19 protein-coding genes and 1 tRNA gene are annotated in these 22152 nt (G+C 54.1%); 6 read left to right on the top strand and 14 right to left on the bottom strand.

All coding sequences use genetic code 11. The annotated features are described in order from the left end of the window. Positions 1 to 55: 55 nt before the first annotated feature. Positions 56 to 1540 carry an HD-GYP domain-containing protein gene (locus ACULM0_RS13965; RefSeq protein ID WP_463678150.1) on the top strand — a complete coding sequence of 495 codons (1485 nt, stop codon included), beginning with the start codon at positions 56 to 58 and terminating at the stop codon, positions 1538 to 1540. A gap of 75 nt (positions 1541 to 1615) precedes the next feature. On the opposite strand, the gene ACULM0_RS13960 is transcribed toward ACULM0_RS13965, so the two are convergent. The 3 genes from ACULM0_RS13960 to ACULM0_RS13950 form a co-directional block, all read right to left on the bottom strand. Further along, on the bottom strand, positions 1616 to 2674 hold the full coding sequence (locus ACULM0_RS13960; RefSeq protein WP_463679891.1) for a reverse transcriptase domain-containing protein: 1059 nt from the start codon (positions 2672 to 2674) through the stop codon (positions 1616 to 1618). Further along, positions 2631 to 2930, bottom strand: coding sequence for a hypothetical protein (locus ACULM0_RS13955; RefSeq protein WP_463678149.1), 300 nt, complete (start codon positions 2928 to 2930; stop codon positions 2631 to 2633). Before ACULM0_RS13955 ends, ACULM0_RS13960 begins: the two co-directional genes overlap by 44 nt. Before the next feature lie 571 nt (positions 2931 to 3501). Further along, on the bottom strand, positions 3502 to 4164 hold the full coding sequence (locus ACULM0_RS13950; protein WP_463678148.1) for a hypothetical protein: 663 nt from the start codon (positions 4162 to 4164) through the stop codon (positions 3502 to 3504). A 173-nt stretch (positions 4165 to 4337) separates the two neighbouring features. On the opposite strand from ACULM0_RS13950, the gene ACULM0_RS13945 reads away from it, so the two are divergent. After that, positions 4338 to 4757: an OsmC family protein gene (locus ACULM0_RS13945; RefSeq protein WP_463678147.1), complete on the top strand. Its 420-nt coding sequence runs from the start codon at positions 4338 to 4340 to the stop codon at positions 4755 to 4757. A gap of 45 nt (positions 4758 to 4802) precedes the next feature. On the opposite strand, the gene ACULM0_RS13940 is transcribed toward ACULM0_RS13945, so the two are convergent. The 3 genes from ACULM0_RS13940 to ACULM0_RS13930 all read right to left on the bottom strand — a co-directional run bounded on the left by ACULM0_RS13940 (position 4803) and on the right by ACULM0_RS13930 (position 7827). Further along, positions 4803 to 5138 (bottom strand): DsrE family protein, encoded by a 336-nt coding sequence (locus ACULM0_RS13940; RefSeq protein WP_463678146.1) that lies wholly within the window; start codon positions 5136 to 5138, stop codon positions 4803 to 4805. 83 nt (positions 5139 to 5221) lie between these two features. After that, positions 5222 to 6595 (bottom strand): argininosuccinate lyase, encoded by a 1374-nt coding sequence (gene argH, locus ACULM0_RS13935; protein ID WP_463678145.1) that lies wholly within the window; start codon positions 6593 to 6595, stop codon positions 5222 to 5224. After that, positions 6592 to 7827 carry an argininosuccinate synthase gene (locus tag ACULM0_RS13930; protein ID WP_463678144.1) on the bottom strand — a complete coding sequence of 412 codons (1236 nt, stop codon included), beginning with the start codon at positions 7825 to 7827 and terminating at the stop codon, positions 6592 to 6594. Before ACULM0_RS13930 ends, argH begins: the two co-directional genes overlap by 4 nt. A 278-nt stretch (positions 7828 to 8105) precedes the next feature. On the opposite strand from ACULM0_RS13930, the gene ACULM0_RS13925 reads away from it, so the two are divergent. From ACULM0_RS13925 to ACULM0_RS13910, 4 genes are all read left to right on the top strand, one after another. Next, complete coding sequence (locus ACULM0_RS13925) at positions 8106 to 8978, top strand: cation diffusion facilitator family transporter (RefSeq protein WP_463678143.1); 873 nt, start codon at positions 8106 to 8108, stop codon at positions 8976 to 8978. Positions 8979 to 9048: 70 nt separating this feature from the next. After that, positions 9049 to 10488: a hypothetical protein gene (locus tag ACULM0_RS13920; RefSeq protein ID WP_463678142.1), complete on the top strand. Its 1440-nt coding sequence runs from the start codon at positions 9049 to 9051 to the stop codon at positions 10486 to 10488. 80 nt (positions 10489 to 10568) lie between these two features. Continuing rightward, on the top strand, positions 10569 to 11603 hold the full coding sequence (gene corA / locus ACULM0_RS13915) for a magnesium/cobalt transporter CorA (RefSeq protein ID WP_463678141.1): 1035 nt from the start codon (positions 10569 to 10571) through the stop codon (positions 11601 to 11603). Between the two features lie 52 nt (positions 11604 to 11655). Beyond that, positions 11656 to 11751 (top strand) — tRNA-Sec (locus ACULM0_RS13910). 103 nt (positions 11752 to 11854) lie between these two features. On the opposite strand, the gene ACULM0_RS13905 is transcribed toward ACULM0_RS13910, so the two are convergent. From ACULM0_RS13905 to selA, 8 genes are all read right to left on the bottom strand, one after another. Then, positions 11855 to 13030, bottom strand: a complete 1176-nt coding sequence (locus tag ACULM0_RS13905) for a YibE/F family protein (RefSeq protein ID WP_463678140.1) — start codon at positions 13028 to 13030, stop codon at positions 11855 to 11857. A gap of 90 nt (positions 13031 to 13120) precedes the next feature. Beyond that, positions 13121 to 14149 carry a copper amine oxidase N-terminal domain-containing protein gene (locus ACULM0_RS13900; protein WP_463678139.1) on the bottom strand — a complete coding sequence of 343 codons (1029 nt, stop codon included), beginning with the start codon at positions 14147 to 14149 and terminating at the stop codon, positions 13121 to 13123. Positions 14150 to 14311: 162 nt separating this feature from the next. Next, the gene (locus tag ACULM0_RS13895) at positions 14312 to 15778 is read right to left on the bottom strand and encodes a hypothetical protein (protein WP_463678138.1); all 1467 of its coding nucleotides are present in this window, start codon (positions 15776 to 15778) and stop codon (positions 14312 to 14314) included. 17 nt (positions 15779 to 15795) lie between these two features. Beyond that, on the bottom strand, positions 15796 to 16695 hold the full coding sequence (locus ACULM0_RS13890; RefSeq protein WP_463678137.1) for a GerMN domain-containing protein: 900 nt from the start codon (positions 16693 to 16695) through the stop codon (positions 15796 to 15798). A gap of 1 nt (position 16696) precedes the next feature. Further along, positions 16697 to 18151: a sensor histidine kinase gene (locus tag ACULM0_RS13885; RefSeq protein ID WP_463678136.1), complete on the bottom strand. Its 1455-nt coding sequence runs from the start codon at positions 18149 to 18151 to the stop codon at positions 16697 to 16699. Continuing rightward, the gene (locus tag ACULM0_RS13880; protein WP_463678135.1) at positions 18123 to 18812 is read right to left on the bottom strand and encodes a response regulator; all 690 of its coding nucleotides are present in this window, start codon (positions 18810 to 18812) and stop codon (positions 18123 to 18125) included. Before ACULM0_RS13880 ends, ACULM0_RS13885 begins: the two co-directional genes overlap by 29 nt. Next, entirely contained in the window at positions 18812 to 20704 is a 1893-nt protein-coding gene (gene selB / locus ACULM0_RS13875) for a selenocysteine-specific translation elongation factor (protein WP_463678134.1), read from the bottom strand. The genes ACULM0_RS13880 and selB overlap by 1 nt, the downstream gene beginning before the upstream one ends. After that, complete coding sequence (gene selA, locus ACULM0_RS13870) at positions 20701 to 22059, bottom strand: L-seryl-tRNA(Sec) selenium transferase (protein ID WP_463678133.1); 1359 nt, start codon at positions 22057 to 22059, stop codon at positions 20701 to 20703. The genes selB and selA overlap by 4 nt, the downstream gene beginning before the upstream one ends. Positions 22060 to 22152 lie beyond the last annotated feature (93 nt).

Below are 22152 nucleotides of genomic sequence, written 5' to 3'. Positions count from 1 at the left end.
GACTTTCAGATTGTGTTATACTGAAATGATTCACATGAGAATAAGGAGCTATCGAATGACGCTGTTCAAAAAGATCCTGTGGATAATGGTGGTCCTAATTATTTTCGCCAGTATCCTCTTCGGCATGACCATGCAAGTGCTCTTCGACCATTATGAAAACGAACAAGTGCAAAGCACCATCCAAGAGAAAAACCGACAGACAGATGCCTATTTTCACCTCTACTACGAAACCGTACACGATACCCTGGCCACGAATGCACAGTGGAGCGCCAACCGCGAGGCCATTCTCCGACAAGATCAGCGGTTTCTCGAGATCGAGGGAGCGGGTTACCTGGTAGAAGACCGATTCAAGTACGTAGATTTTGTTGTCGTCATGGGTGACAACGGCTTTCAATACAGTAAAAACATCGACTTTACCCCGCCATTGATCGAAGCGATCGATCAGGTGGGCCTTTCCGATAGAACAACCCACCACACCCTCGTCCACCACAAGGGGAAAGACTACTTGCTCCACGTGACCGAGGTGACCGACAACAACGGAGAACATCCCGTCGGTCGATACGCCATCGGTACTGCCATCGATGAACGTCTTTTCGAAGAGATGGACGAGATCCTGGCCTTCACCGATGTGACCCCACGCGCCATCGGGGGCCTCGAGCCCGATGCCATTGAGTTCGCCTACCCCCTGGTAGATGATTATGCGCTTTACTTCTCCTACCCGGAACCGGAGATGGCCGTTCATCTGAACAGAACCTTCCTCATGCTGGTCTCCAGCATGCTCCTCGTGCTCCTGCTCGTGGGCGCCATCCTCCGCCACTACCTATCGATCGAGTCGCGTGAACTCGATCGTACCATCAAGGCCATCGACCGGATCGCCGGGGGCCACTATGATGAGCACGTCAAAGTCTCCGGAACACTGGAAAGCCAACAGCTCGCCAAGAGCGTGAACAGGCTCTCCGGTGAAATCCGAACCCACCTGCAGGAAGTGGAACTGCGTAGCGTCAACATGGTACGTCTACTGGCTAAATCCCTTGAGTATAGCGATCCTTATACCCAGGGTCACTCCGAACGTGTGGCCGAGCTCGCTGTTGCGCTGGCGAAATCCGTCGACTATCCCGAGGTGGCGAGCCTCGAACTGGCTGCCAAGCTCCACGACATTGGTAAAATCGGTGTCGATCAAAACATCCTGAACAAGCCCGGTCGATTGACCACTGAGGAGTTCACACACATCGCCCAGCACCCGACGATCGGTGCAGACCTCTTAGCCACGGCAGGGATTTTCAAGGAAATCCTCCCCCTAGTCCGTTACCATCACGAGAAGCTCAACGGACAGGGCTACCATGGTCTGAAGGAGGATGAGATCCCCATGGGTGCCAAGATTCTAGCAATCTGCGATGTCTATGATGCCGTGACCTCTGACCGCCCCTACCGTCCGGCGATGAGCCAAGGGGATGCCTTGGCTCTCCTCAGGAAAATGTCTGGGGATTCGCTGGATCCCCGACTCGTAGAAGCCTTTATCCGCTGTATCAATAGCCAGTAGGATCAAAAATTAGGTAGAGTGAGAGTCTCCTCACACCCTCCCGTTGCACCGTACGTACGGGTCACGTATACGGCTCTACATCAACGTAGCATCATATGAACCCAAATAATACGCCAAAGGATCGACCAGACCTGGTCGGTCTTTTGGCTTGGTCCCAAGGATCTTGGGGTTCAGCGCGTAGTTCACCACGTACATTCCGCACCTTCTATACCATCCTAGCCGAGAGTTGGCTACTCTATTGATCTCCTCGTCCGTGAAGTTACATTTCTCCCGACGATTCAGTTTCTGGAGATTCAGGTAGATACGCCTAGACTTTTTCCACTGTTTGAGTATGACTACTCGCACCTTGTGTCTGAGCCATTGACCGTACTGATCAAGAAATCCCTTCATACTGCCAATCCTATAGTAGTTTACCCAGCCTCGTATGAGCCAGTTCAGTTGTTGGAATGTGGATTTGATAGTCCTTGCCGCTGCTTTCTTCCGGCATAGTATTTCACGGGTCTTCTCATACAGTCTCATTTTGCGGTCCCCCGCTGGTCTGCATTTCCATCCGTCTTTGCTTTTCCAGAATGTAAACCCCAGAAAAGTGCTCTTTGTCGGTCGAACGACTTTCGTCTTTATAGCGTTCACTTTCAAGCGTAGCTTACGTTCCAGCCAGCTTGTGATGGACTTCATGACTCTGTCTGCCGCCTTTTCACTCCGGACGAAGATATTGCAATCGTCGGCATATCGGGCGTAGCGGAGCCCCCTTGATTCGAGTTCCTTGTCAAGTTTGTCAAGATAGACGTTAGATAGTACTGGTGAAAGTGGCCCCCCTTGGGGAACCCCCTCTTCACTGGGACTTTCCAAACCGTCCTCCATGACCCCAGCTCGCAGAAATTGACGAATCAATCGCAGTGTTTTTGCGTCGTTTGCGCGTTCTCTGAGTATAGAAATCAATCGATCATGGCTTACTGTGTCAAAGTACTTTTCGATATCCAGGTCGCTCACCCACTCGCAACCTTCGTTGAGGTACTGGAGTGCCTTTTCGACGGCTTGGTGACAGTTTCTGTTCGGCCGGAATCCGTAGCTGTTGTCAGAGAGGTATTTGTCATAGCCCATTGACAGCACCTGTGCCGTCGCCTGTTGTATCACTCTGTCCACTACGGTCGGTATACCCAGAGGTCGCTTCTTGCCGTTTTTTTTTCGGGATGTAGACCCTTCTCACGGGACTTGGCTTGTAGTTACCCTCACGGATTTGAGCTTTGATCTCGTCTCTGTGCAGGGCGAAATAAGCGTCAAGGTCATCTACCGTCATTTTGTCTATACCGGCAGCACCTTTGTTGCGCTTGACCGCTTTGATTGCCTCATCCAAATTCTTGTCTTGCAGTATCCAATCAATGATTTCCATTTGTTGCTCCTCCATCTGTCCGTACAGTTATCGGAGACCATCCCACCTACCTTCTGCTTCCACAGGGTTACGTTCCTGTTTGCTCAGCATATCCTCGGTTTCGCACTACTTCAATCTTACTTTCAGCGATTTACCAGTACGTTGACATTAGATCCTTCTTCCGGGTGGTGCACCCGGATACTATGATCTCAGCTGACTCCTGGGTGTACGCTTTTTGTCGCACGTGCTTTCGCACGCTACCCAGGCCTCCCGGGGTAAGACACCGTTCTTTCGCCGCACAAGCTCCGGATTTACTCTCTTGGCCTTACGTTTATCTTTTGGGCTTCGGTTTGGTTTGCAACCTTACCCGCCATTTAGCCTTGTATCCGGTTTCTGTTCGTAGGCTCGCTGGCTTTGCTACACCACTTCCTCCCCCCTTGGCATTGCTGCTTCCGGCTTGTGGTTCGCTACACTTGGCGGTAACTACCTGTGACAGGACTTTCACCTGCTAGAACGGTGCCATGCCCGGCACACAATCAAAAGCGGGGACGACCAATGTCGTCCCCGCTTTCATGCGGTTTTGTTATAGGGGTTAAAAGCGCGATGCCACAGTCAGGGCCATGCGGAAGATCATGATCACCACGATAAACCCTGCGGATAAAAAGAGATTGCCGAGTTTCGTCTCGTAGATGACCTCAGTACCATCCCGGTTGACGTGGTAGGTCTCCCCCTCGTGTAGCAAGAGATCGGCCACGTGCAGGGCAAAGAGAAGGAATAGCGTCCAACGGAAGATTCGTCCCACGAGCCTCGAGATCTCGGCCACCGTATCTTCCATCACGGCTTTGTCCGCCAGAATATCGAAGAGCTGTCCGTCCATAAAGGCGCCAAAAAGTGCCGCGCCGACGGCCAGAATGGCCGCAAAGACAAAGAGCTTCATGACCGTTGAAAAAATGTTTCGCCCGATCAGACTTTCGGATAGTAGCGCACCCCGTACGGGGTGTATGTACTTGCGGTAGGTTTCATTGTACCGTTTCGATGTGATCTTTGCGATATCCGAACCGATCAGATGCCGGATATCCCCCTCCTGTTCGATCAGAAGGCTCTCGCTGGGGTTCCGCGCTAGGTCATAATACAAATTCTTCTGCTCGCGTGTCAGGTCGTCGAGGTGTAAAACCTCTCCGAATTTCATGTGTATGCTCAGCGCGTAATAGGTCGGCCCGTTGGCCGTCCCCTCGCGCAGTAAGGGTTTTTTCATTTGAATACCTCCGATTCGTCACAAGATAAATCCATTATACCAATTATTAGTGATTCGGCAAAGACCAAGCGAGCACTAGGATGGGTTTTCCTTAAAATAATCCGTGCACAACCCCCTTGCGGGGGGTATAATATAAAGGAAAACAGGCTGGTGAGAAAGGAGATTTCAACCTTATGAAAGACACGTTTAAGACCACTTATCTCGATGGCATGGCCTTCGAGACGGAAATTTCAGGACACAAGCTGATCGTGGACGCCCACGATGAAGTCGGCGGTGAAGACCGCGGTCCTAGACCGAAACCCCTGATCATGGCGGCCCTCTCCGGGTGCACGGGAATGGATGTCGTCTCCATCCTCAAGAAGATGCAGGTCGCCTACGATGGCTTTGAGATTGTCATGGACTCCGAGATGACCGACGAACACCCCAAGACTTATACGAAGATCCACATGACCTACATCTTCAAGGGCAAGGATTTGCCCCTTGCCAAGGTCGAGAAAGCGGTCAAACTCTCGCAAGAACGGTATTGTGGTGTCATCGATATGCTAAATAAGATCCTCGACCTCACCTATGAGATCAAACTCGAGGAATCATGAATCGTACAAAGGAAAAGCACCTCGCGAGGTGCTTTTCCTTTTTTCTTAAAAGGTCAAGATCTTCTCTCCTGCCTTGATGTACTCCGTGAGCGGCATGCCCATGTATTTGACTTCCACGCCCAAATCCTCCAGAGCCTTCGTGGCACCATAGCTATCGGCGCAGGCTTTGCAGGCGAGTAATTCAACTCCTGACTCCCGCATCTCCTCGATTTCCGTACGGATGCGCTCGTCATGCGAGGCCAAGAGGGCCGACGGTCCCCATATGATCAGGCGGATTTCCTTCCACCAACCGTGTTTCTTCGCATTGAGCGTGTACATGAACACCATCTTCAGCGCCACATCGGGATCACCCGTTGTCCACAGCACCGTCAATTTTTCCATCTTATCGCCTCCTTTCTCTGTACATACCCTATTATTCGATTCTCCTCACAAGAAATCAGGATGCCCGTATGGACATCCTGATATTAATCCTTTAGATATGTTTCAAAGGTCTTGAGATGAGCCTCCACCTCCGCCAGGGATGTCCCTCCCTGGGAGATCCGTCGTTCCACGCAGGCCTCGAGCCCGATGAAGGCGTAGACATCGTCCTCGAACAGCGCGCTCTGCTTCTTCAAGGTCTCCAGCGGTAACGCCTCCAGCGGTAGACTCTTGTCCACGGCCAATCCCACGAGACTGCCCACCACGTGGTGTGCCTCTCTGAAGGGCAGGCCCTTGCCCACCAGATAGTCGGCGAGGTCCGTGGCATTGAGGTAACCATCAGAGCAGGCCGTACGCATGGTCTCGACGTGGAAGGTCGTCGTCGCCAGCATCGCATCGAAAATCTCCAAGGAGGCCTGGAGGTCGTCAACAGCCGCGAAGAGCAGGGCCTTGTCCTCCTGCAGGTCCTTGTTGTAGGCAAGTGGGAGTCCCTTCATCAGAGAACCGAAACTAGCGTAACGCCCGACGGCCACCGCCGCCTTGCCGCGGATGAGTTCAGCCGCATCGGGATTTTTCTTCTGGGGCATGATGGAAGACCCCGTGGTGAAGGCATCGCTCAGGGTGATATACCCGTAGGTATCCGTCGCCCACAGGATGATCTCCTCGCAAAAACGACCGAGGTGCATCATGATCAGGTGGGCATCGTGGAGAAAATCCAACGTGTCATCGCGATCGCTCACCGCGTCGAGGGCATTGGGGCTCACCGCTTGAAAGCCCAGTTCCTCACAGAGAAACGCCCGGTCCGAAGCGTAGGAGGTGCCTGCCAGCGCACCCGATCCAAGCGGCATGACGTTCACACGCCCTTTGAGATCTTGAAGCCTCGCGCGGTCCCGTTTGAACATCTCAGCGTAGGCTAGCAGGTGAAAGGCCAGGCGGATCGGCTGTGCCTTCTGCAGATGGGTAAGGCCTGGCAAGATGGTCTCCCGATGCTCTTTCGCCCGCTTCACCAGCGTCTCGATCAAGCCTTTCAGTAGGGTATCCGTGCGGATGATTTCCTCTCGCAAGAACAATTTGACATCCACCGCCACTTGATCGTTACGGCTTCTTGCCGTGTGGAGCTTCCCGGCAACGTTGCCGATCTTCTCGGTGAGGGCCGTCTCCACGGCCATATGGATGTCCTCTTGGGCCGTTTCGTAGTGGAAGGTTCCTTCGTCCATCTCCTGTTCGATGGCTGTTAGGCCCTCTAGGATCAAGTCCAGTTCCTCTTTCTTTAGCACACCGATTCGCTCGAGCATCTTGGCATGGGCCTTCGATCCCCTGATGTCCTGGGGGTACAACCTCTTGTCCACGTGTATCGACGCATTAAAGGCGTCGAGGAGGCTGCGATCAGCCTCCCCAAAACGCCCTGCCCATAACTTCATATGATTTTGACCCCTTTTTCCTGGACAGCCGACGACTGAACGGCCATCAGCGCACGAATCTTCAGCGGCAGGGTGAACAGATTGATGAAACCCTCTGCATCCTGCTGGTTGTATACGTCGTCCTCACCAAAGGTTACGAAATCTTCGTTATAGAGGGAGTAGGGCGACGTGGAAGCGACGGCTGTGCAAGAGCCTTTGTAGAGCGTCATCTTGACAGTGCCGGTCACGTTCTTCTGCGTTTCGTCGATAAAGGCATCGAGTGCTTCCTTCAGGGGTGTGAACCAAAGGCCGTCGTAGACGAGGTCCGCGTACTTTTGCGCGGCCGTTTTCTTGAAGGCCATCGTGGAACGATCGAGCACGAGCTTCTCGAGCGTCTTGTGCGCTTCGAACAGGATTGTTCCGGCCGGTGTCTCGTAGACACCACGGGATTTCATGCCCACCAGTCTATTCTCCACGATGTCGATGATGCCCACGCCATGCTTGCCACCCAGCACATTGAGTGCCTCGATGAGAGCCACCGATCCCATTTTCTTGCCGTTGAGTGCCACGGGAATCCCCGCTTCAAAATCGATGGTCACGCTCTCCTGTTGATCCGGTGCCTTTTGTGGGGGTACACACCACATCAGCACGTCATCCTCGTGCGCATTCCACGGATCCTCTAAGTTTCCACCCTCGTGGCTGATATGCCAGAGGTTCTCATCCCTGGAGTAGATTTTCTTCTTGGTCACGGGGATCGGAATGTTTTTCTCCACTGCGTAGTCAATGCAGTCCTCACGACTTTTCAGATCCCACACACGCCACGGGGCGATGATCTTCAGGTGAGGCGCTAAGGCCTTGATGCCCGCTTCAAAACGGACCTGGTCGTTCCCTTTACCCGTGGCACCGTGGGCAATGGCCACTGCACCCTCGAGCTCAGCCACTTCAACGAGCTTCTCCGCGATCAGCGGTCGTGCGTAGGAAGTCCCCAGCAGGTAATCATCTTCATAGACGGCTCCAGACTTAACCCCTTGGAACAGTACGTCGGCGAAAGCATCCTTCACGTCCATCACGTAGGCGCTCACGGCACCTGATCCCAGGGCCTTTTTCTTAAGTGCCACGAAATCTTCCTTCTGCCCTACATCCACACAAACGGCCACAACATCGTAGTCGTAGGTTTCCTCAAGCCATTTTAAGATCACCGATGTATCTAACCCGCCGGAATAAGCGAGTACCACTTTCTCTTTATTCATCATTGTTAAATCCTCCCTCGTCGGTCGAAATTATTTTTTTGAATTCGAATTAATATTATTGTACCAAAATTTCATATTTATGCAACAGTATAAATTTATTTTTATAAATATTACTGGAAAATCCCCTGTTTCCGCCCCTTTGCCCGGATGTTTATACAGTGAAAACGTTGTCATTGTGTATATTATTGCATAAAATTGCATAGCTTAAAAGTTGTCCTCTGGTTTCTACTGCGGAAAAGGGGTATCTCTTTATGCGAAAGGAACCGATAAAGGAGGACCCCATGCCCACTCACGACCATAACCACGAACAAAAGAACGGGATTCTCGTCGCCTTCGTTTTAAATCTTCTATTCGCAACCGCCGAACTCATCGGAGGTGTACTCTTTTCCAGCGTCGCCCTCTACTCTGATGCACTCCATGACTTTGGCGATAGCCTCTCCCTTGGTCTGGCCGCATTTTTCGAAAGGAAGGCAGACAGTGCGGAAGATCCCCTATTCACCTACGGCTACGGACGCTACCGCCTTCTCTCCGCCGCCATCACGGGGGCTGTGCTTTTCGCCGGGGGACTTTTCGTCCTGACAGAGGCGATTCCCCGCCTCTTCGAACCCGGAGATCCGAACGCTTATGGTATGACTGGTTTTGCGGTGGTGGCACTGGTCGTCAATGGTTTCGCAGCTTACCGCACCTCGCGGGGTAAAGGACTGAACGACCGGATGGTCACCTGGCATCTGCTGGAAGACTTCTTCGGTGCCGGCGCCCTTCTGGTCTCCAGTTTGCTGATCCAATGGACGGGTTCCGGCATTTTCGATCCCCTCTTCTCTATCTTGATCACACTGGTGATCTTCCACCGTGTCTATCAGAACGGCCGAGAGGTTTTCCATCTCTTCATGCAAGGGGTGCCACCGGCGTTTTCTATAGAACAGATCGAAAAGATGCTGCGGGAAATCCCCGGGGTAAGGACCTTCCATCACTTGCACCTCTGGTCTCTTGACAGCAACCACCATGTGCTCTCGGTACACGTGGTAATCGAATCCTGTGAAAAGCCCACCGGCGACCGGATCAAAGCGCAGATCAGAGAAGCGCTCGCCGAGCAGTCGATCACCCACTGCACCATAGAGGTCGAGTGTGTCGATGACGAGTGCGGGCTCTCTTGAGCTGTTCACAGCTCAATCACAGCATTGTGTTAACTTGGAGATTGAGCATATAACAGAAAGGATGGATCTCATGCCCCATAGAAAATACACCCGACTGCTGATCACCAGCTCCTTAGCACTTCTCTTGATCACAGGATGTACCGAGACAGGGAAACCAACAGTTGATCCCGAACCTGAGGTCCCACCGGTGGAGGAACCTGTGGTAGAAGAGCCACAGGAGATGGAGCAGACAGAGGAACCCCGTTTAATCGATGGTCCCTGGTTAGATCTCAAGGAGGGTACACCGTCTGCCACGGCCATCGGCCAATTTCTCACGAGCCAGCAGGAGCAGCTTTCCTCCGCTACAGTGGATGATGCGCTCATCACCCTCCTCCTCGAACAACGCCAGTTGATCGACCGGCTCAATCGGGTGGTCTATCGCACCGATTACCTCTTCGCCCTAAACGACACCATGGGCGGAGTCATGGATGCCGAGAGAATCGATCGGATCGAACCCGAGAGCGTGCGTCTGGATTACCGGTCGGCTCACGACGCGCTCCTGACCATCGTTCGCTACGAAGAAACACCTGTCTTTGAGCCAGATTGGTCCCGTCTGCAGAAGATCGCGGGAACCGGAGGTGAGGACCTCGAACTTTTGACCCGCCTTTACAGCAAGGTGCAAAACCGTGGTTATGGCTATCCCGTGGACCATGAGAACCTGATCCTGGATACCATCACCACCGAGAAAGCCCTGCTCCGGGTTCCCGAGGGTGTGTTGCACCATCACCTGCGCAGGTTGTACGACCGCCAGATTGCCACCTTGCTCGTCGGACCCGAGGGCGAGACCATCGGGCTGATGATGGATCCTGATTCCGAGGAGCGAGCCCGCTTGTCCTTCATCATGGAGAACTACCCGCTGAGCGCTCTCGCGGAACTGGCCGAAGCACTCGACGGCCAACTGGCGAATGAAGATTTCATGGGCAGTTCGGACATCATCCAGGGTCATCGACCCTTTGGCCTCGATCACTCCGGTTCGCTGAAGACCGTGGAGGTCACGCTGGGCGAAGTGGAGAGCCGTAGGATGATCCTGGACGAATGGCCCGATGAGGCGATCATGGAGAAGATCAACCAGAAGATCCATGCGGTCATGGACGTCCTGATCATCGACCGTGGGAGCGAGCAGACGATCAACGGTTACGTCCAGTTTGCCAACGACGATTTCCTGAGCCTATCCCTCAGCTCGAGTTACCAGGATGAAAACGGCGGCTACCAGTTCCACCAACAGCATATGACCCTTGACCTCTCAACAGGAGAAGCGGTTCCCCTCGCCGATGTGCTCCGTAGCACGGAGATCGAGACCGATACCTTCGTGGAAGAAGTCCTCATGAGCCGTTCAGCCGATGGGCCCCTCGACGGGTATTATCTTTCCGAACATGGTATTTGGCTTGTCACGGAACTGGACCAGTACCTCCTGACCCATGGACAGATCGCCGCGAAGGGCTACCCGATCGACCAACTCCTGCGCGACTGATGAAATCTTGAGATCGCCACCGGCGGTCTCTTTTTCTTGTGTTATACTTATTTTAATCAGAAAAGGAGAGGAGCCCGCTTATGACGCAGGAGAAAAAAATCAACCTACCACCCGGTACCCTCGTGTACACCGGTGAATACGACGAAGAACCCACCACCATCGAGTGGATATCCTATGATGATCGGGATTTGCAAAGACGGACCGTGGATTCACTTGATGAAGTCGATTTTGATATGCCCGGGATCCACTGGCTGAACATCAATGGTCTCACCCATATCCCCACCTTCCGTACCCTTGGCAACCAATTTCACATCGACAAGATGACACTGGAGGACATCGTCCACGTGAGCAGCCGTCCCAAGCTCGATGTGCATCCTGACTACCTCTTCAGCATCTTCAAAATGGTCTACAACCGCGATCAGAAGATCTTGAAAGAGCACCTCTCTGTGATCTTGAAGGATAACTGGCTCCTGACCTTCCAGGAGACCCAAGGCGACGTCTTCGATCCGCTACGGCTTCGCCTCGAGGAAAACATGGGGGAAGTGCGCAATCACGGGGTCGATTACCTCTACTACGCCATGGTCGATGGACTGGTCGATCAGTTTTTCGACGTCTTAGCGGCGCTCGAAAGCCAGGTGGACCAGGTAGAGGAAGCGGTCATCGACGAAGATGACTCCATGATCGGTGACCTCTACACCATCCGAAAAGAGCTGCTGCTCATCAAGACCGCCAGTTCTCCCCTCCGTGGGATCCTCATGAAATTGACCTCTCGTAAGGTGGAGCACATTGGGGAAGATGTCCGAAAATACTTCAACGATGTGAATGATCACCTCTCGCAGATCTACGATCAATTGCTCATCCAGCGCGAGGTGATCTCCAACCTCTTTGAAGTGCACCAATCCAATGTAGACAACAATATGAACCGCGTGATGACTACCCTCACGGTCTTCTCGGCCATTTTCATCCCCCTCTCTTTTCTCGCGGGATTCTACGGGATGAACTTCGCCCACTTCCCTGGGCTCGCTAACCCCAACGGCGTCTACTACTTTGTCGCCGCCTGTTTGATCATTGCCCTGGGTATGCTGACCTTTTTCAGGTCGAGGGAATGGTTCTAAGATTCGGGGGTTCTGCATATCCTCCGAATGTGTTAAACTTAGGCTATAGCATGGGAGTAGATGGTGACTGGTGTTGCCTCCGGTCTTCAAAACCGGTGTGGGGAGAAGGCTCTTCCCAGGTGGGTTCGATTCCCATGTGCTCCCGCCACAAAAAATGACAAGGCCCCCTGTCTCCAGCCAATTGGTTGGAGACAGGGGACCTTCTTTTTTTCTCTACAGTCGCCTGTTCGATTATCTCTTTGATGATTTAGCTAACGGCCCTCGGTGTAGGTATAGAAAAAGGCACTGGCCACAGCGGTCAGCGGCAGGGTGAATAGAATCGCGAAACTGCCGATGAGCGCCTGCAGAATCTCGATGACCACCATCTCTTGATTCAAGAGGTCAACCGGATCGGGAAAGTAGGTCACAAGTAGAAGCACGGTGGCCAGCGAGCTGCCGATATAGGCAAGTACCAAGGTGTTGGCCATGGTGCCCATGATATCGCGCCCGATGGTCAGACCGGACCTCACGAGTCCTGTGAAGGTGACCTCCCGAGCGCTCACCGCCAGTTCTTTCAAGGCGGAAGCAATGGACATGGCCACATCCATGATTGCCCCCATGGCACCGATTAGGATCGCACCGAAGAAAATCGCCTTCAGGTCGATCGGGTTCTCCGGGTCGAGCATCGTGAGATACACCGACTCGTCGTTCACCACACCGGTCAGGTGCAAGATGCCATCCATCATGAGGACCAAGAGGGCGGCAAATGCGATCCCCGATACGCATCCGGTCATGGCAGCCAGTGTCTTCTTGTTGGCTCCGCCCACAAGCACCAGTGTCACCCCTGTGATGTAAAGGCAGATCAGCACAGACCAGAGGTAGATGTTCTTTCCTGCGAGTACGGCGGGAATAAAGACCATGAACACGGCCATCACCGTGAGCACAAGGCTGACCAAGGTCTGGAATCCCTGAAGGCGGCCGAACAAGAGCAAAAGCGCTGCAAAAATGATTCCCAAGATCAAGAGGGCATCGGTTCGAATGTACTCGGCGAAAACCCACTCCGTGCCGTAATGCTCCTGGGGTACACGGTAGAGCAGCACCTTGTCCCCCGTCTCGACAGCATCGGGTAAGACTCTCACGAAACTGGAGAAGCTCTGGACACCTCGTAGCACTTCACCTTTTCTTCCTCCGCGGGTGACCTCAGCAGTGAAAAGAATCGCTTCTTCTGCATCTTGTTCGAAGGCTTGATCCCTTGCCTCCACCGTCTCTGTCTCCGTGATCCTGGCCACCACTACATCCATGCGGTCGACACTGGCCGATAGATCCAGTTCACCGGCCAGCGCACGGTTCGCAAAAAAGATAAAGACCAGGGACAGGACAAGGGTTACACTGTAGACCAGTAAGTTGAATCCGCGTTGTTCTCTCAAGGGTTTTCTCGTGGGATGCATCGCTTGTTTCCTCCTCTGCATGCTCAATCGTCTGAGACCATCTTACCACAGCTGAAATCCACGCAAAAGAAAAAGGAGGGAAAATCCCCCCTACTCTCCATAACGGATCGTCACCGTGTTCGTTGCGCCATCCCAGCCAACTTGGGCCCCTAGGTTCTCAGCCGCAAAGCGAACGGGAACAAAGGTCCTTCCATTGAGTGCCACTGGTGCCACATCCATCATAAGCTGTGTACCGTTAGCTTGGATTTCCTTCCGGTCCAGCCACATCGAGACGTGATTGCCCCTGGCCTCGATGGTGATTTTCTTCTCGGTACCATCCCAGCCGATTTCGCCACCCATGGCCTCCACGACAGCAGCAATCGGGATCATGGTCCTGCCACCGATCTGCTGTGGTGCCGTACCGCGACCGGGATCTACTTCCCTCGTCATACCGTTGACCATCATATGAGGTTGTCCGAGGCGAAGCGTGATCTCGCCGGAAGCCTGAACCGGTTCCGGTTGTTCGGGAACAACCGGAGCGGTTTGATAACGATAGACATACCACGTCTTCATTGACACGTAGCCACTGTTGAGTTGCAGTTGAAGCTTGCGTTCTTCGCCCTCCCAGCTACTCGGGATCTCCAAGTACAAATCCTCTTCGATGGGCTCTAGGCCAACTTTCTTATCGAGCTTAAAGGTGTAATCGCCATCGCGATTCGCGAGGTTACTACCGCCGAAAAGCGCTCTTGTGCTCATGCCGAAGTTGTAGTAGTTCATATCCACAGACAGGGGTTCAAAATGGAGCGCTACGTGCAGCTCTTCACCTGGCACCAACACTTCTGGCGGTGCCGAGTAGGTCGCCTGATAAGAAGCGTGCTCGCCGTGCTGCAGTCCCTTGGATGGGCTATCCTCACCGACATAGGTCTGCGTCATGAGAAAGTCTCCTGGCTGATAACGTCCCGACAGCTCGTAAATACCGTCGTAATTCTTGTTGTAGGCCACGATCTTCTCCAGTGAATCTTCATGGATCGTCTCCACGAGGACCCAGGCACCCTCATCCGCCGCAAAAGTCCCGACAGTAGAAAATGTCATCCCGATCAACAGCATGATCAATAACCCGGTGATGCTCTTTCTCTTCATGATCTCTTCTCCTCCCCTTACGATAAGTCCACTGACTACCCAACTATTACCCCGCCGGCGGACCAATCCTTCGCCGCGGGGACATTTGGCATGCAAACGTCATGCTCTTGTCGCTTTGACAGTTGTTTGACAAAAAAAGGGGCCCCCTGGCGGGCTCCCCGATTATAACCATCTCTTCTCATCCAACAACAGGTTCAGCCGCTCACGCACCTGTCCCGGCGTACGGTACAGGGAGGGCAACTCGTTGAAACGCTTCATGAAGATACGCTTGAGGCATTCCACGATCATGGGGTCGGTGAAGGTGGCGAAAATATCATGCTGGCCCAGATCGTAGAGCACGGCAAACCGATGGTCCTTCACCCAAAGGTTGAGGGGCAGAAACTGCTGGTCGTGACTGACGGCCAACCGGTGGTTCTCGAAACGCTCCACACGGTCCATCGTCTCCTGCAGGTGGCGTTTCATCTGGTCGCGAGATAGGTAGATCGGGCGATCCACCAGAAGGCTCAGGATTTCCTGCTTGATCTGCTCGGACCGGTAGCGGTGTCGCAACTGATCGAAGTCATACACGTGGATGTTGCTCACAGTCGGCACGTTCTGTTCGAAATTTTCGGTTAGACGCCTGTGCTGGCCCAGGACCTCCTCCTGTAAGGGCGCTTCGATCTCATTGGTCACCAAGACCTCTTCCAACAGGGCTCGGGACATCGAACTGAAAAAGGGCTCGGGCGCGTAAAAGTAGGCACTCTCTTCCCGCTGCCCTCGCTCGAGAATTTTCTTCGAAAGGTATTTTAAGCCATCCCGCTCCAAACGTCGGATGATCTCGTCGGCAGAGGCGAAGACACGATCAAACCACCGGGTCTCGGAAACCAGGGCCGCTTGTCCGAGTTTTAGGCAGGCCTCCTCCTCGATCAACTCCAGGGCCTGTCGTCCCTTCAGCAAGAGTTTGGTCCCGTGAAACACATCACAGGTTCTACCCGGCGCCACAAACAACTTGAACCGCCGTGCAATCATCAGGGGGAGTAGAAAGTCTATCGCTCCGGTCAATCGAACGGGGTCCTCCGTATTGGTCAGAACGACCTCTACTTCGCCCTTCGAAACGAAGCTCAGGAGCTCGCGCTGGCGCTCCGCTGGATCAAGTCCGGGTCTGCGCAACTCCTCAAGGTAGGTATCGCTGATGATCTGCAGTGGTGCCGATCGTCGCGTCACGGTCAGGTGCGTGGTAAAGTGAATGAGCGCCTCCCGCTGGGCAGCGACACCACGTCCCCTGAAGACAGGTTCTTCCAACAGGTGTCGAAAATGCGCGTGATGCATCAGCGGGATAGGTTCTGAGGTGAAAGGGCTCTGGAAGTTCTCCTTGAGCACCGCGCGCCACTGGTCTGCATCGGAGACATCCGCTTGACCGCTCAGGCGATCGAGGGCGCGGGTCACCGGGTGCGTCAAAAGCCTGGCATCGCGTTCCTGTAGTAAGCAAGCCAGTTTTTCCGCATAATCCGAAGAAGTCTTCAGCCGCCGCTGGCCATGCTGCCAGCGGCTGATCAGGGAGACGTCCACATGCAGGAGGTCCGCCACTTCCTTCAATGTCGTTTCCGTCACGGCCAGTGTGTAGCCGAGCAACGTATCGGTACTCTTCAAATCCTCTGCACCTCCATCTAAGGCAGGTTGACCTCTTCGGCCATCCCCTCGTCTTGTATCTTCTGCAGCAGATCGATCTTCCATTCCCTGTTCTCTTCGATCACCAGGTAACGATCGGCCATCTGCCCATCTTGACCCAGCTCATCCTGGATAATCTTCTCGTAAATAACATTTACAATGGTCTCCCCGCGATACAACTGCGTGAAGTGGAGTCCCTTCACATAACCATCGAAGGTACGGTGGTGTCCCTCCATATAGATTTCGAACTCCTCGAAGCCCAGAACGCGCTGGCTATCCTCGGAAAGCATCTCGTAGGCCAGGTCATACCGACGACCGTTCACCGCCTCAATGAAGGCGATCACCACATCGGCAGGACTCATAGAGGGGACGTAGATCAAGCTATCGAGACGCGGAAGCGGATCCGAGAGGGAGTACCCGTTCAGTTCACCCGATACTTTTTCCCCTTCCACCAGAAACTGGACCGAGAAGACGCGATCGATTTCCGTAAGGGAGTTGACGATCCCCCAGAGGTACAGGGTCATCTGTTCTTCGGTGGCATTGAGGTCGTGGAAGGCACGAGACAGGTTCACATAACCGATGTGCTCAGCATAGTGCACGCTCTTCAGCTGAACACCTGTACCAAAGAGACTCCCGTAGCTGGTGGTCTTCGGTCCGGCGAGGTAGGCCGCCATCAAGCCGGACTCGAACTCTCCGATGCGGACGGTGACCGTTCGATTTTCAAACTTCAGTTTGTCCCCATCGACAAAATAAAGTCGCGTCTTGAGATTGATGGTTTCTTTCGTGGGGGAGATCAGGGCCGCCCCCTGCACCTGCGGCACCTCGTGATCAAAATAGTAGAAGGCAGCGGCCGACAACACGATGAACAGAAGCAAGAATCGCCATTTCAGTGAACGCATATCATTGCCCCCCGAACAGTTTGTTCGCCGGTAAGAGGATCGAGAAGACCGACCCCCTGCCGATTTCTGAAATCACGCGGATTTCGCCCTGGTGTAACTTCACGATCTGATCGGAAATGGATAGCCCGAGTCCCGTGCCTCCCGTCTTCCGATTTCTCGCCTCGTCGATCCGGTAGAAACGATCGAAGATGAACTCCAGATCCTTCTCGGGAATCCCGAGACCGGTATCGGCCACATCGATACGAATGTGTTCCCTCTCTTCGTAGAGGCTCACGGTAATCCGCCCTCCCTCGGGTGTGTACTTGATCGCGTTTCCGATGATGTTGATCAGCGCCTGTTGGATCTTAGCCTGATCCAGCTCGATCTGTATACGCTTGGCGTTTTCAAAGGTGAGCTGCTGTTGCTTCTTATCGGCCAGAGGGCGGAGTGTTTTCATCACCCGCTCGATCAAGTAGTTCACGTAGGTAACACTGTAGTCGAGCTCCAGCTCTTCCTTCTCGATCTCAGATAGGTACAGTAGGCTCTCGATAATCTGGTCGAGTCTGTCCACTTCGCCACTGATATCTGTCATGAACTCCCGGTAGATCTCTTCTTCCCAGTGTTCCTGTCCGAGGAGCGACTCCGAAAGGATCTTCATGCTGGCGAGCGGCGTCCTGAGCTCATGACTGACGTTAGAAACGAAGCGTTTGCGCGTCTGGTCCACCTGGTCAAGCCGGCGGGCCATCAAGTTAAAGGCCGCCCCCAGATTGGACAGTTCATCGTTCCCGGCCACGGATACACTGATGTTATGTTTCCCGAGCGTAATGGCCTTGACGCTCTCGGTCAAGTGGCTGATGGGGTCCGCCAAAAATTTTGCGAAAATGTAGGACAAGATCCCGGCCACCGCCACCGCTACGATTGCCAGGTAACCGAGCCGGGCGAAAAGGAGATGGATCCGTTGGTAGAGATCATTGGCATCAGAAGAAACAAAGAGCACCCCGTGTCCGTCTCCACCTGAGACCACGGGTACCGCCACGTACATGAGGTAGCCGCTGTCTTCCGACTGATACAACTTGGCGCTGTTGTCGAAGGACAGAGCCTCCTGTACCTCCTTGATATGGGAAAAATCGATCCCCTCGAGATCCTCGTGGGCATCGATCATCACCATCCCCGCCTCATCGATCAGTATCACGCGCGAGGCGATCTCAAGGCTGAAATCCTTGATCATCCCTTCAGCGTAATCACGGGTGTTCACGTTGTCCAGTCCCTCGTAGAAAGGAACCAGTTGGTTGGCGAAGATATTGGTTTGGGTGAGCAGATTCTCCTGCTTCTCCTCGATCCCCTGGTCCACCATGGTGCGGTAAATAAAGGCGAAGACCAACAGCAGTATCGCCAGGATCAAAATCAGATAGGTGATGACCAGTTTCCACCGTATCGATATGAACCGTTTACTCCCCCTTGAAATAATAGCCGACACCCCATTTGGTCATGATGAACTCGGGCTGCGAGGATGTTTCCTCGATCTTCTCTCGGAGGCGTCGGATATGGACGTCCACCGTCCGTACGTCGCCAAAGTACTCGTATCCCCAGATCTTTTCGAGCAGCTCCTCTCGAGAGTACACGTGACCTGGACTCGAGACGAGGAGCAGCAAGAGATCAAACTCCTTGGCCGTTAGGCCTATGCTCTTGTCCCCTTTCTCCACCTTGCGCCCCAGGGTATTCACGGTGAAAGCCCCAAGATCGATCACATGACCGGTCTCCCTGGGTACCTCCACATCGACCCTGCGAAAGAGCGCCTTGATGCGGGCTTTGAGCTCAAGCATATTGAAGGGTTTCGTGAGATAATCATCGGCACCGTACTCGAGGCCGAGGACCTTAGAGGAGTCATCCCCCTTTGCGGTCAACATGATAATCGGCACCATACTTTTCTCCCGGATCTTCTTGCAAACCTCTAGCCCGTCGATCTCCGGCAGCATGAGATCCAGGATGATCAGATCGTAGGCCTTCTTGAGCGCTTTATCCAGTGCCTCGCGACCATCTTCCGCGGTATCCACCTCAAAGCCATCTTGATCTAGGGTGAAGGTGAGACCCTTGAGGAGCATCGGTTCATCGTCTACGATTAAAATTTTTCTAGCCATTACGTATCACTCCATTTTTTATTCAGTCGTCGTTCGCCACCATCCCTCACGGTAAGGCCGAGGGTGTCAAAATGCTCGAGCAGCGCGATGGTTACCTTTCTCGAGGTACCCATCTTTTCTTTCGCCTCCCCGAGGCTCAGGGCATCCTTCTCCTGAAACGCCCGTATCAATTCTGATTGTATCAAGCCATGGGTAGCACTGTCCATATAAAGCACCTCATCGATCGCTACCAGATCGCCCGTTTCAACGAGATTCTCGAGGATCACCCCATGGTGAGTTGTCAAGTGCAGGATATCGATCAATCCGTTGATCGACTGCGGCGTCTTACCCGCTTCCCTATAGTACGCGACCAAGGTTTCCCGCTCTTTCACCTGCCGGTCCGTATAGGCGGGTCGGTGATCCGGGAGCGTCACGCGCTTTTTAAGCCGTCTAATCTTTCCCTCATCGATCAGCCGAGCGAGTAGCGTATCGAAATACGTTTTTTCCCAACGACTGAAATATGCCGTATACAGAGAAAGGGGCAGGACGCCCATCCGCAGGGGTTCTCGCTTGAGCTCACGCTCGAGACGATCGACCAAATGTTGAGCCTGTTCCACGAGCCCTTCTGCGCGTACGTAGTAGCCCGCGATCTGCAGGACACTCTCCTCCACCACAAGGGTATGGAGCAGGTCGTCGATCTGCTCCTTCTCCATGGCCGTGGGTTTGACCAAGTCCTCCGGCTGCTTCAAAGGCTCCACCTGAGCCAGGGCTCCCAGGAGAATGCACCGATTATCACCGCTCACCAGCCTTTCCATACGCTCCATATGCTTCCAATCGTACCGTCTGTGTTTCGGAGCCGTTGGGAGCAGCACCCGACCGGCACCGATGGTGGTCACGGGCGAGTAACGACGCAAGATCAACTGCTCCATCGGGAACAGGAGGATCGGTTCTGCGAAGCGTAGCTGGCAGAATCCCTCTTCCCCAGGGCGCAAGGTATCGCGTCCATAGAGGTAAATCCGAGCCATGACCTCGAGCGTTCCCACGCTCACGCGCAGCGGATCGCCGGATTTTAGGGAAAAATCAAAACCCCCGTGAAAACCGACCGTACAATCTGCTGCTTCCGACAGGGCCAGTGTGTCGAGCGAACTGAGCACTTGGCCGCGCTCGAGCTCTTTGGACCCCTCACCCGTGAGAGCAAGGGCCACACGGTGCCCGCCCGTGGCCACCGCCACGTCCCGTCCGTGCTCTTGGACCGAACGCACGCGGACCTTCTTCATCGGGGGGTACAGGGTAAGGGTGTCCTCGGGTCTCACGCTACCCGTGAGAGCGGTTCCCGTGATCACGCGGCCCATTCCCTGGAGGGTGAAGACGCGGTCGATATGCAGTCGAAAGGGACCCGACGAGCGATCGCGCGGCTCGGTCATTTCTCCGATCCTACGCTTCAGCTCCTCGAGACCGTATCCGCTCAGACTATCCACCGTGAGGATGGGGGCGTTTTTCAGCGAAGTGGTCGATTTGGCCTCCTCCACCTGCATCGTGACGAGCTCGATCATCTCGTCATCCGCGGCATCGGCCTTCGTGAGAAGAAAGATCCCCCGGTCGATACCGAGGTCGTTTAGAATCATCAGGTGCTCGTAGCTCTGGGGCATCATGCCCTCGTCAGCGGCCACCACGAAGAGCACCAGGTCAACAGCGGAAATACCGGCCACCATATGCTTGACAAATTTTTCATGCCCCGGTACATCGACGATCCCGATGCGTCCCACGCCCTCGAGATCGAGATGGGCAAAACCCAGTTCGATCGTAATGCCACGCTGTTTTTCCTCTTTGAGCCGGTCCGTATCGATGCCCGTCAGGGCACCGATTAGTGTCGTCTTCCCGTGGTCGATGTGACCTGCTGTCCCAATGATCATCGCGGTGCCTCCTCCAGCAGTCGCCCGAGTGTGTCGACAAGCAAGGCGTCCTCGTCCTCGAAAACCGTGCGCAGGTCGAAAAGGAGGTTCCCATCGGACAATCGCGCGATAATCGGTAGTGCCTGCTCCCTCAGTCGTTTCTCGAGTGCTAGGGTATCGATACACTCCCCATCGAGAACCAATCCGTGGGATGCGATGGTTTTACCGGGTAAAGATCCCCCGCCCATCTTGGCCTCCATCGCACCTTCCGAAAGGGCGGGATGATCGATGATCCTGCAGATGGCCTCGGCGCGGGCCGAGAGCGATTCGAGGGACTTTGCCGCCATAGCGTGGATCGGGATCTCCTCTTCTCTCTCGGCCAGATAAGCCTGAAGACTCACTTCCAAAATCGCAAAGGTTAATTTGTCCACGCGCAGGGCCCTGTAGAGCGGATGCCGCTTCAACCCTTCGATCAGCGCGGCCTTTCCCACGATGATTCCCGCCTGAGAAGCCCCGAGCAGTTTGTCTCCGCTAAAGGTCACCAGGTCGGCACCCGCGTCGACGCGGCTTTTCACCGTCTCCTCATCGTGCAAGGCCGTGAAATTCCCGCTACCGAGATCATCCACCAAGATCAGGTCTCTTTCGTCGCAAAGCGAGCGGAGTTCTGTCAGGGGAACACTTTTGGTAAAGCCCGTCAGGATAAAATTCGAGGGGTGCACCTTCATGATTAAGGCTGTCTTTTCGCCGATGGCCTCGCGGTAATCGCTCAGGTGGGTCTTGTTTGTGGTCCCGACCTCTACCAAGCTCGTGCCGGCCATACGCATGACATCGGGGATTCGAAAGGAACCGCCGATTTCCACCAGCTCCCCACGGCTCAAGATGACCTCGCGTTCTTCGGCCAGAACCTTGAGCAGGAAGAAGACGGCCGCCGCGTTATTGTTTACCACGAGGGCAGCCTCTGCGCCAGTGAGTCTACAGAGATCCCGCGTGACCAAATCGTCGCGTCGCCCCCGTCGCCCTTTTTCCAGATTGTACTCTAGGGTACTGTAGCGCCCTGCTGTTTCCCGGATCCGTTCGATCGCGGCGTCCGAAATGGGCGCGCGTCCGAGATTCGTGTGCACGATCACACCCGTGGCATTGATCACACGCTGGAGATTGGACTTGCCGTGATCTTTGAGCCCCTTCGCGAGCCACGCGATCAGGTCCTGGTCTGCCATGGGTTCTGCATGGCCGCTGGCGAGACCCTTCCGGTAGTCGTCTAGAAGGTCGCGGCAGATCTTTTTGGTCTGCTCGCGCCCCAACGACTTTGTGAAGTAATTAATTATCTCATTATTTAGAATTCGATCCATCGGCGGGATCGCCCGAAATTCTGTCATTTTTATCACCTGTCCGTCTGTTCATTTCCTTCATTATAACATAGGGCATTTCTGATTTATGTTGAATTATTACAAATACTTATTTATAATAAA

It is taken from the genome of Halotolerantifilum yawarlongkerapense (genome assembly GCF_054506745.1).
Note: the sequence above shows the minus strand (reverse complement) of the source record. Positions and strands in the feature narration are given on the sequence as shown.

Coding starts and splice junctions, on each gene's coding strand:
- ACULM0_RS13955 (WP_463678149.1), bottom strand. CDS start 2,930: ATGGAAATCATTGATTGGATACTGCAAGACAAGAATTTGGATGAGGCA.
- corA (WP_463678141.1), top strand. CDS start 10,569: ATGACGCAGGAGAAAAAAATCAACCTACCACCCGGTACCCTCGTGTAC.
- ACULM0_RS13920 (WP_463678142.1), top strand. CDS start 9,049: ATGCCCCATAGAAAATACACCCGACTGCTGATCACCAGCTCCTTAGCA.
- ACULM0_RS13940 (WP_463678146.1), bottom strand. CDS start 5,138: ATGGAAAAATTGACGGTGCTGTGGACAACGGGTGATCCCGATGTGGCG.
- selA (WP_463678133.1), bottom strand. CDS start 22,059: ATGACAGAATTTCGGGCGATCCCGCCGATGGATCGAATTCTAAATAAT.
- argH (WP_463678145.1), bottom strand. CDS start 6,595: ATGAAGTTATGGGCAGGGCGTTTTGGGGAGGCTGATCGCAGCCTCCTC.
- ACULM0_RS13925 (WP_463678143.1), top strand. CDS start 8,106: ATGCCCACTCACGACCATAACCACGAACAAAAGAACGGGATTCTCGTC.
- ACULM0_RS13930 (WP_463678144.1), bottom strand. CDS start 7,827: ATGATGAATAAAGAGAAAGTGGTACTCGCTTATTCCGGCGGGTTAGAT.
- ACULM0_RS13890 (WP_463678137.1), bottom strand. CDS start 16,695: ATGCGTTCACTGAAATGGCGATTCTTGCTTCTGTTCATCGTGTTGTCG.
- ACULM0_RS13945 (WP_463678147.1), top strand. CDS start 4,338: ATGAAAGACACGTTTAAGACCACTTATCTCGATGGCATGGCCTTCGAG.
- ACULM0_RS13950 (WP_463678148.1), bottom strand. CDS start 4,164: ATGAAAAAACCCTTACTGCGCGAGGGGACGGCCAACGGGCCGACCTAT.
- ACULM0_RS13905 (WP_463678140.1), bottom strand. CDS start 13,030: ATGCATCCCACGAGAAAACCCTTGAGAGAACAACGCGGATTCAACTTA.
- ACULM0_RS13880 (WP_463678135.1), bottom strand. CDS start 18,812: ATGGCTAGAAAAATTTTAATCGTAGACGATGAACCGATGCTCCTCAAG.
- ACULM0_RS13965 (WP_463678150.1), top strand. CDS start 56: ATGACGCTGTTCAAAAAGATCCTGTGGATAATGGTGGTCCTAATTATT.
- selB (WP_463678134.1), bottom strand. CDS start 20,704: ATGATCATTGGGACAGCAGGTCACATCGACCACGGGAAGACGACACTA.
- ACULM0_RS13900 (WP_463678139.1), bottom strand. CDS start 14,149: ATGAAGAGAAAGAGCATCACCGGGTTATTGATCATGCTGTTGATCGGG.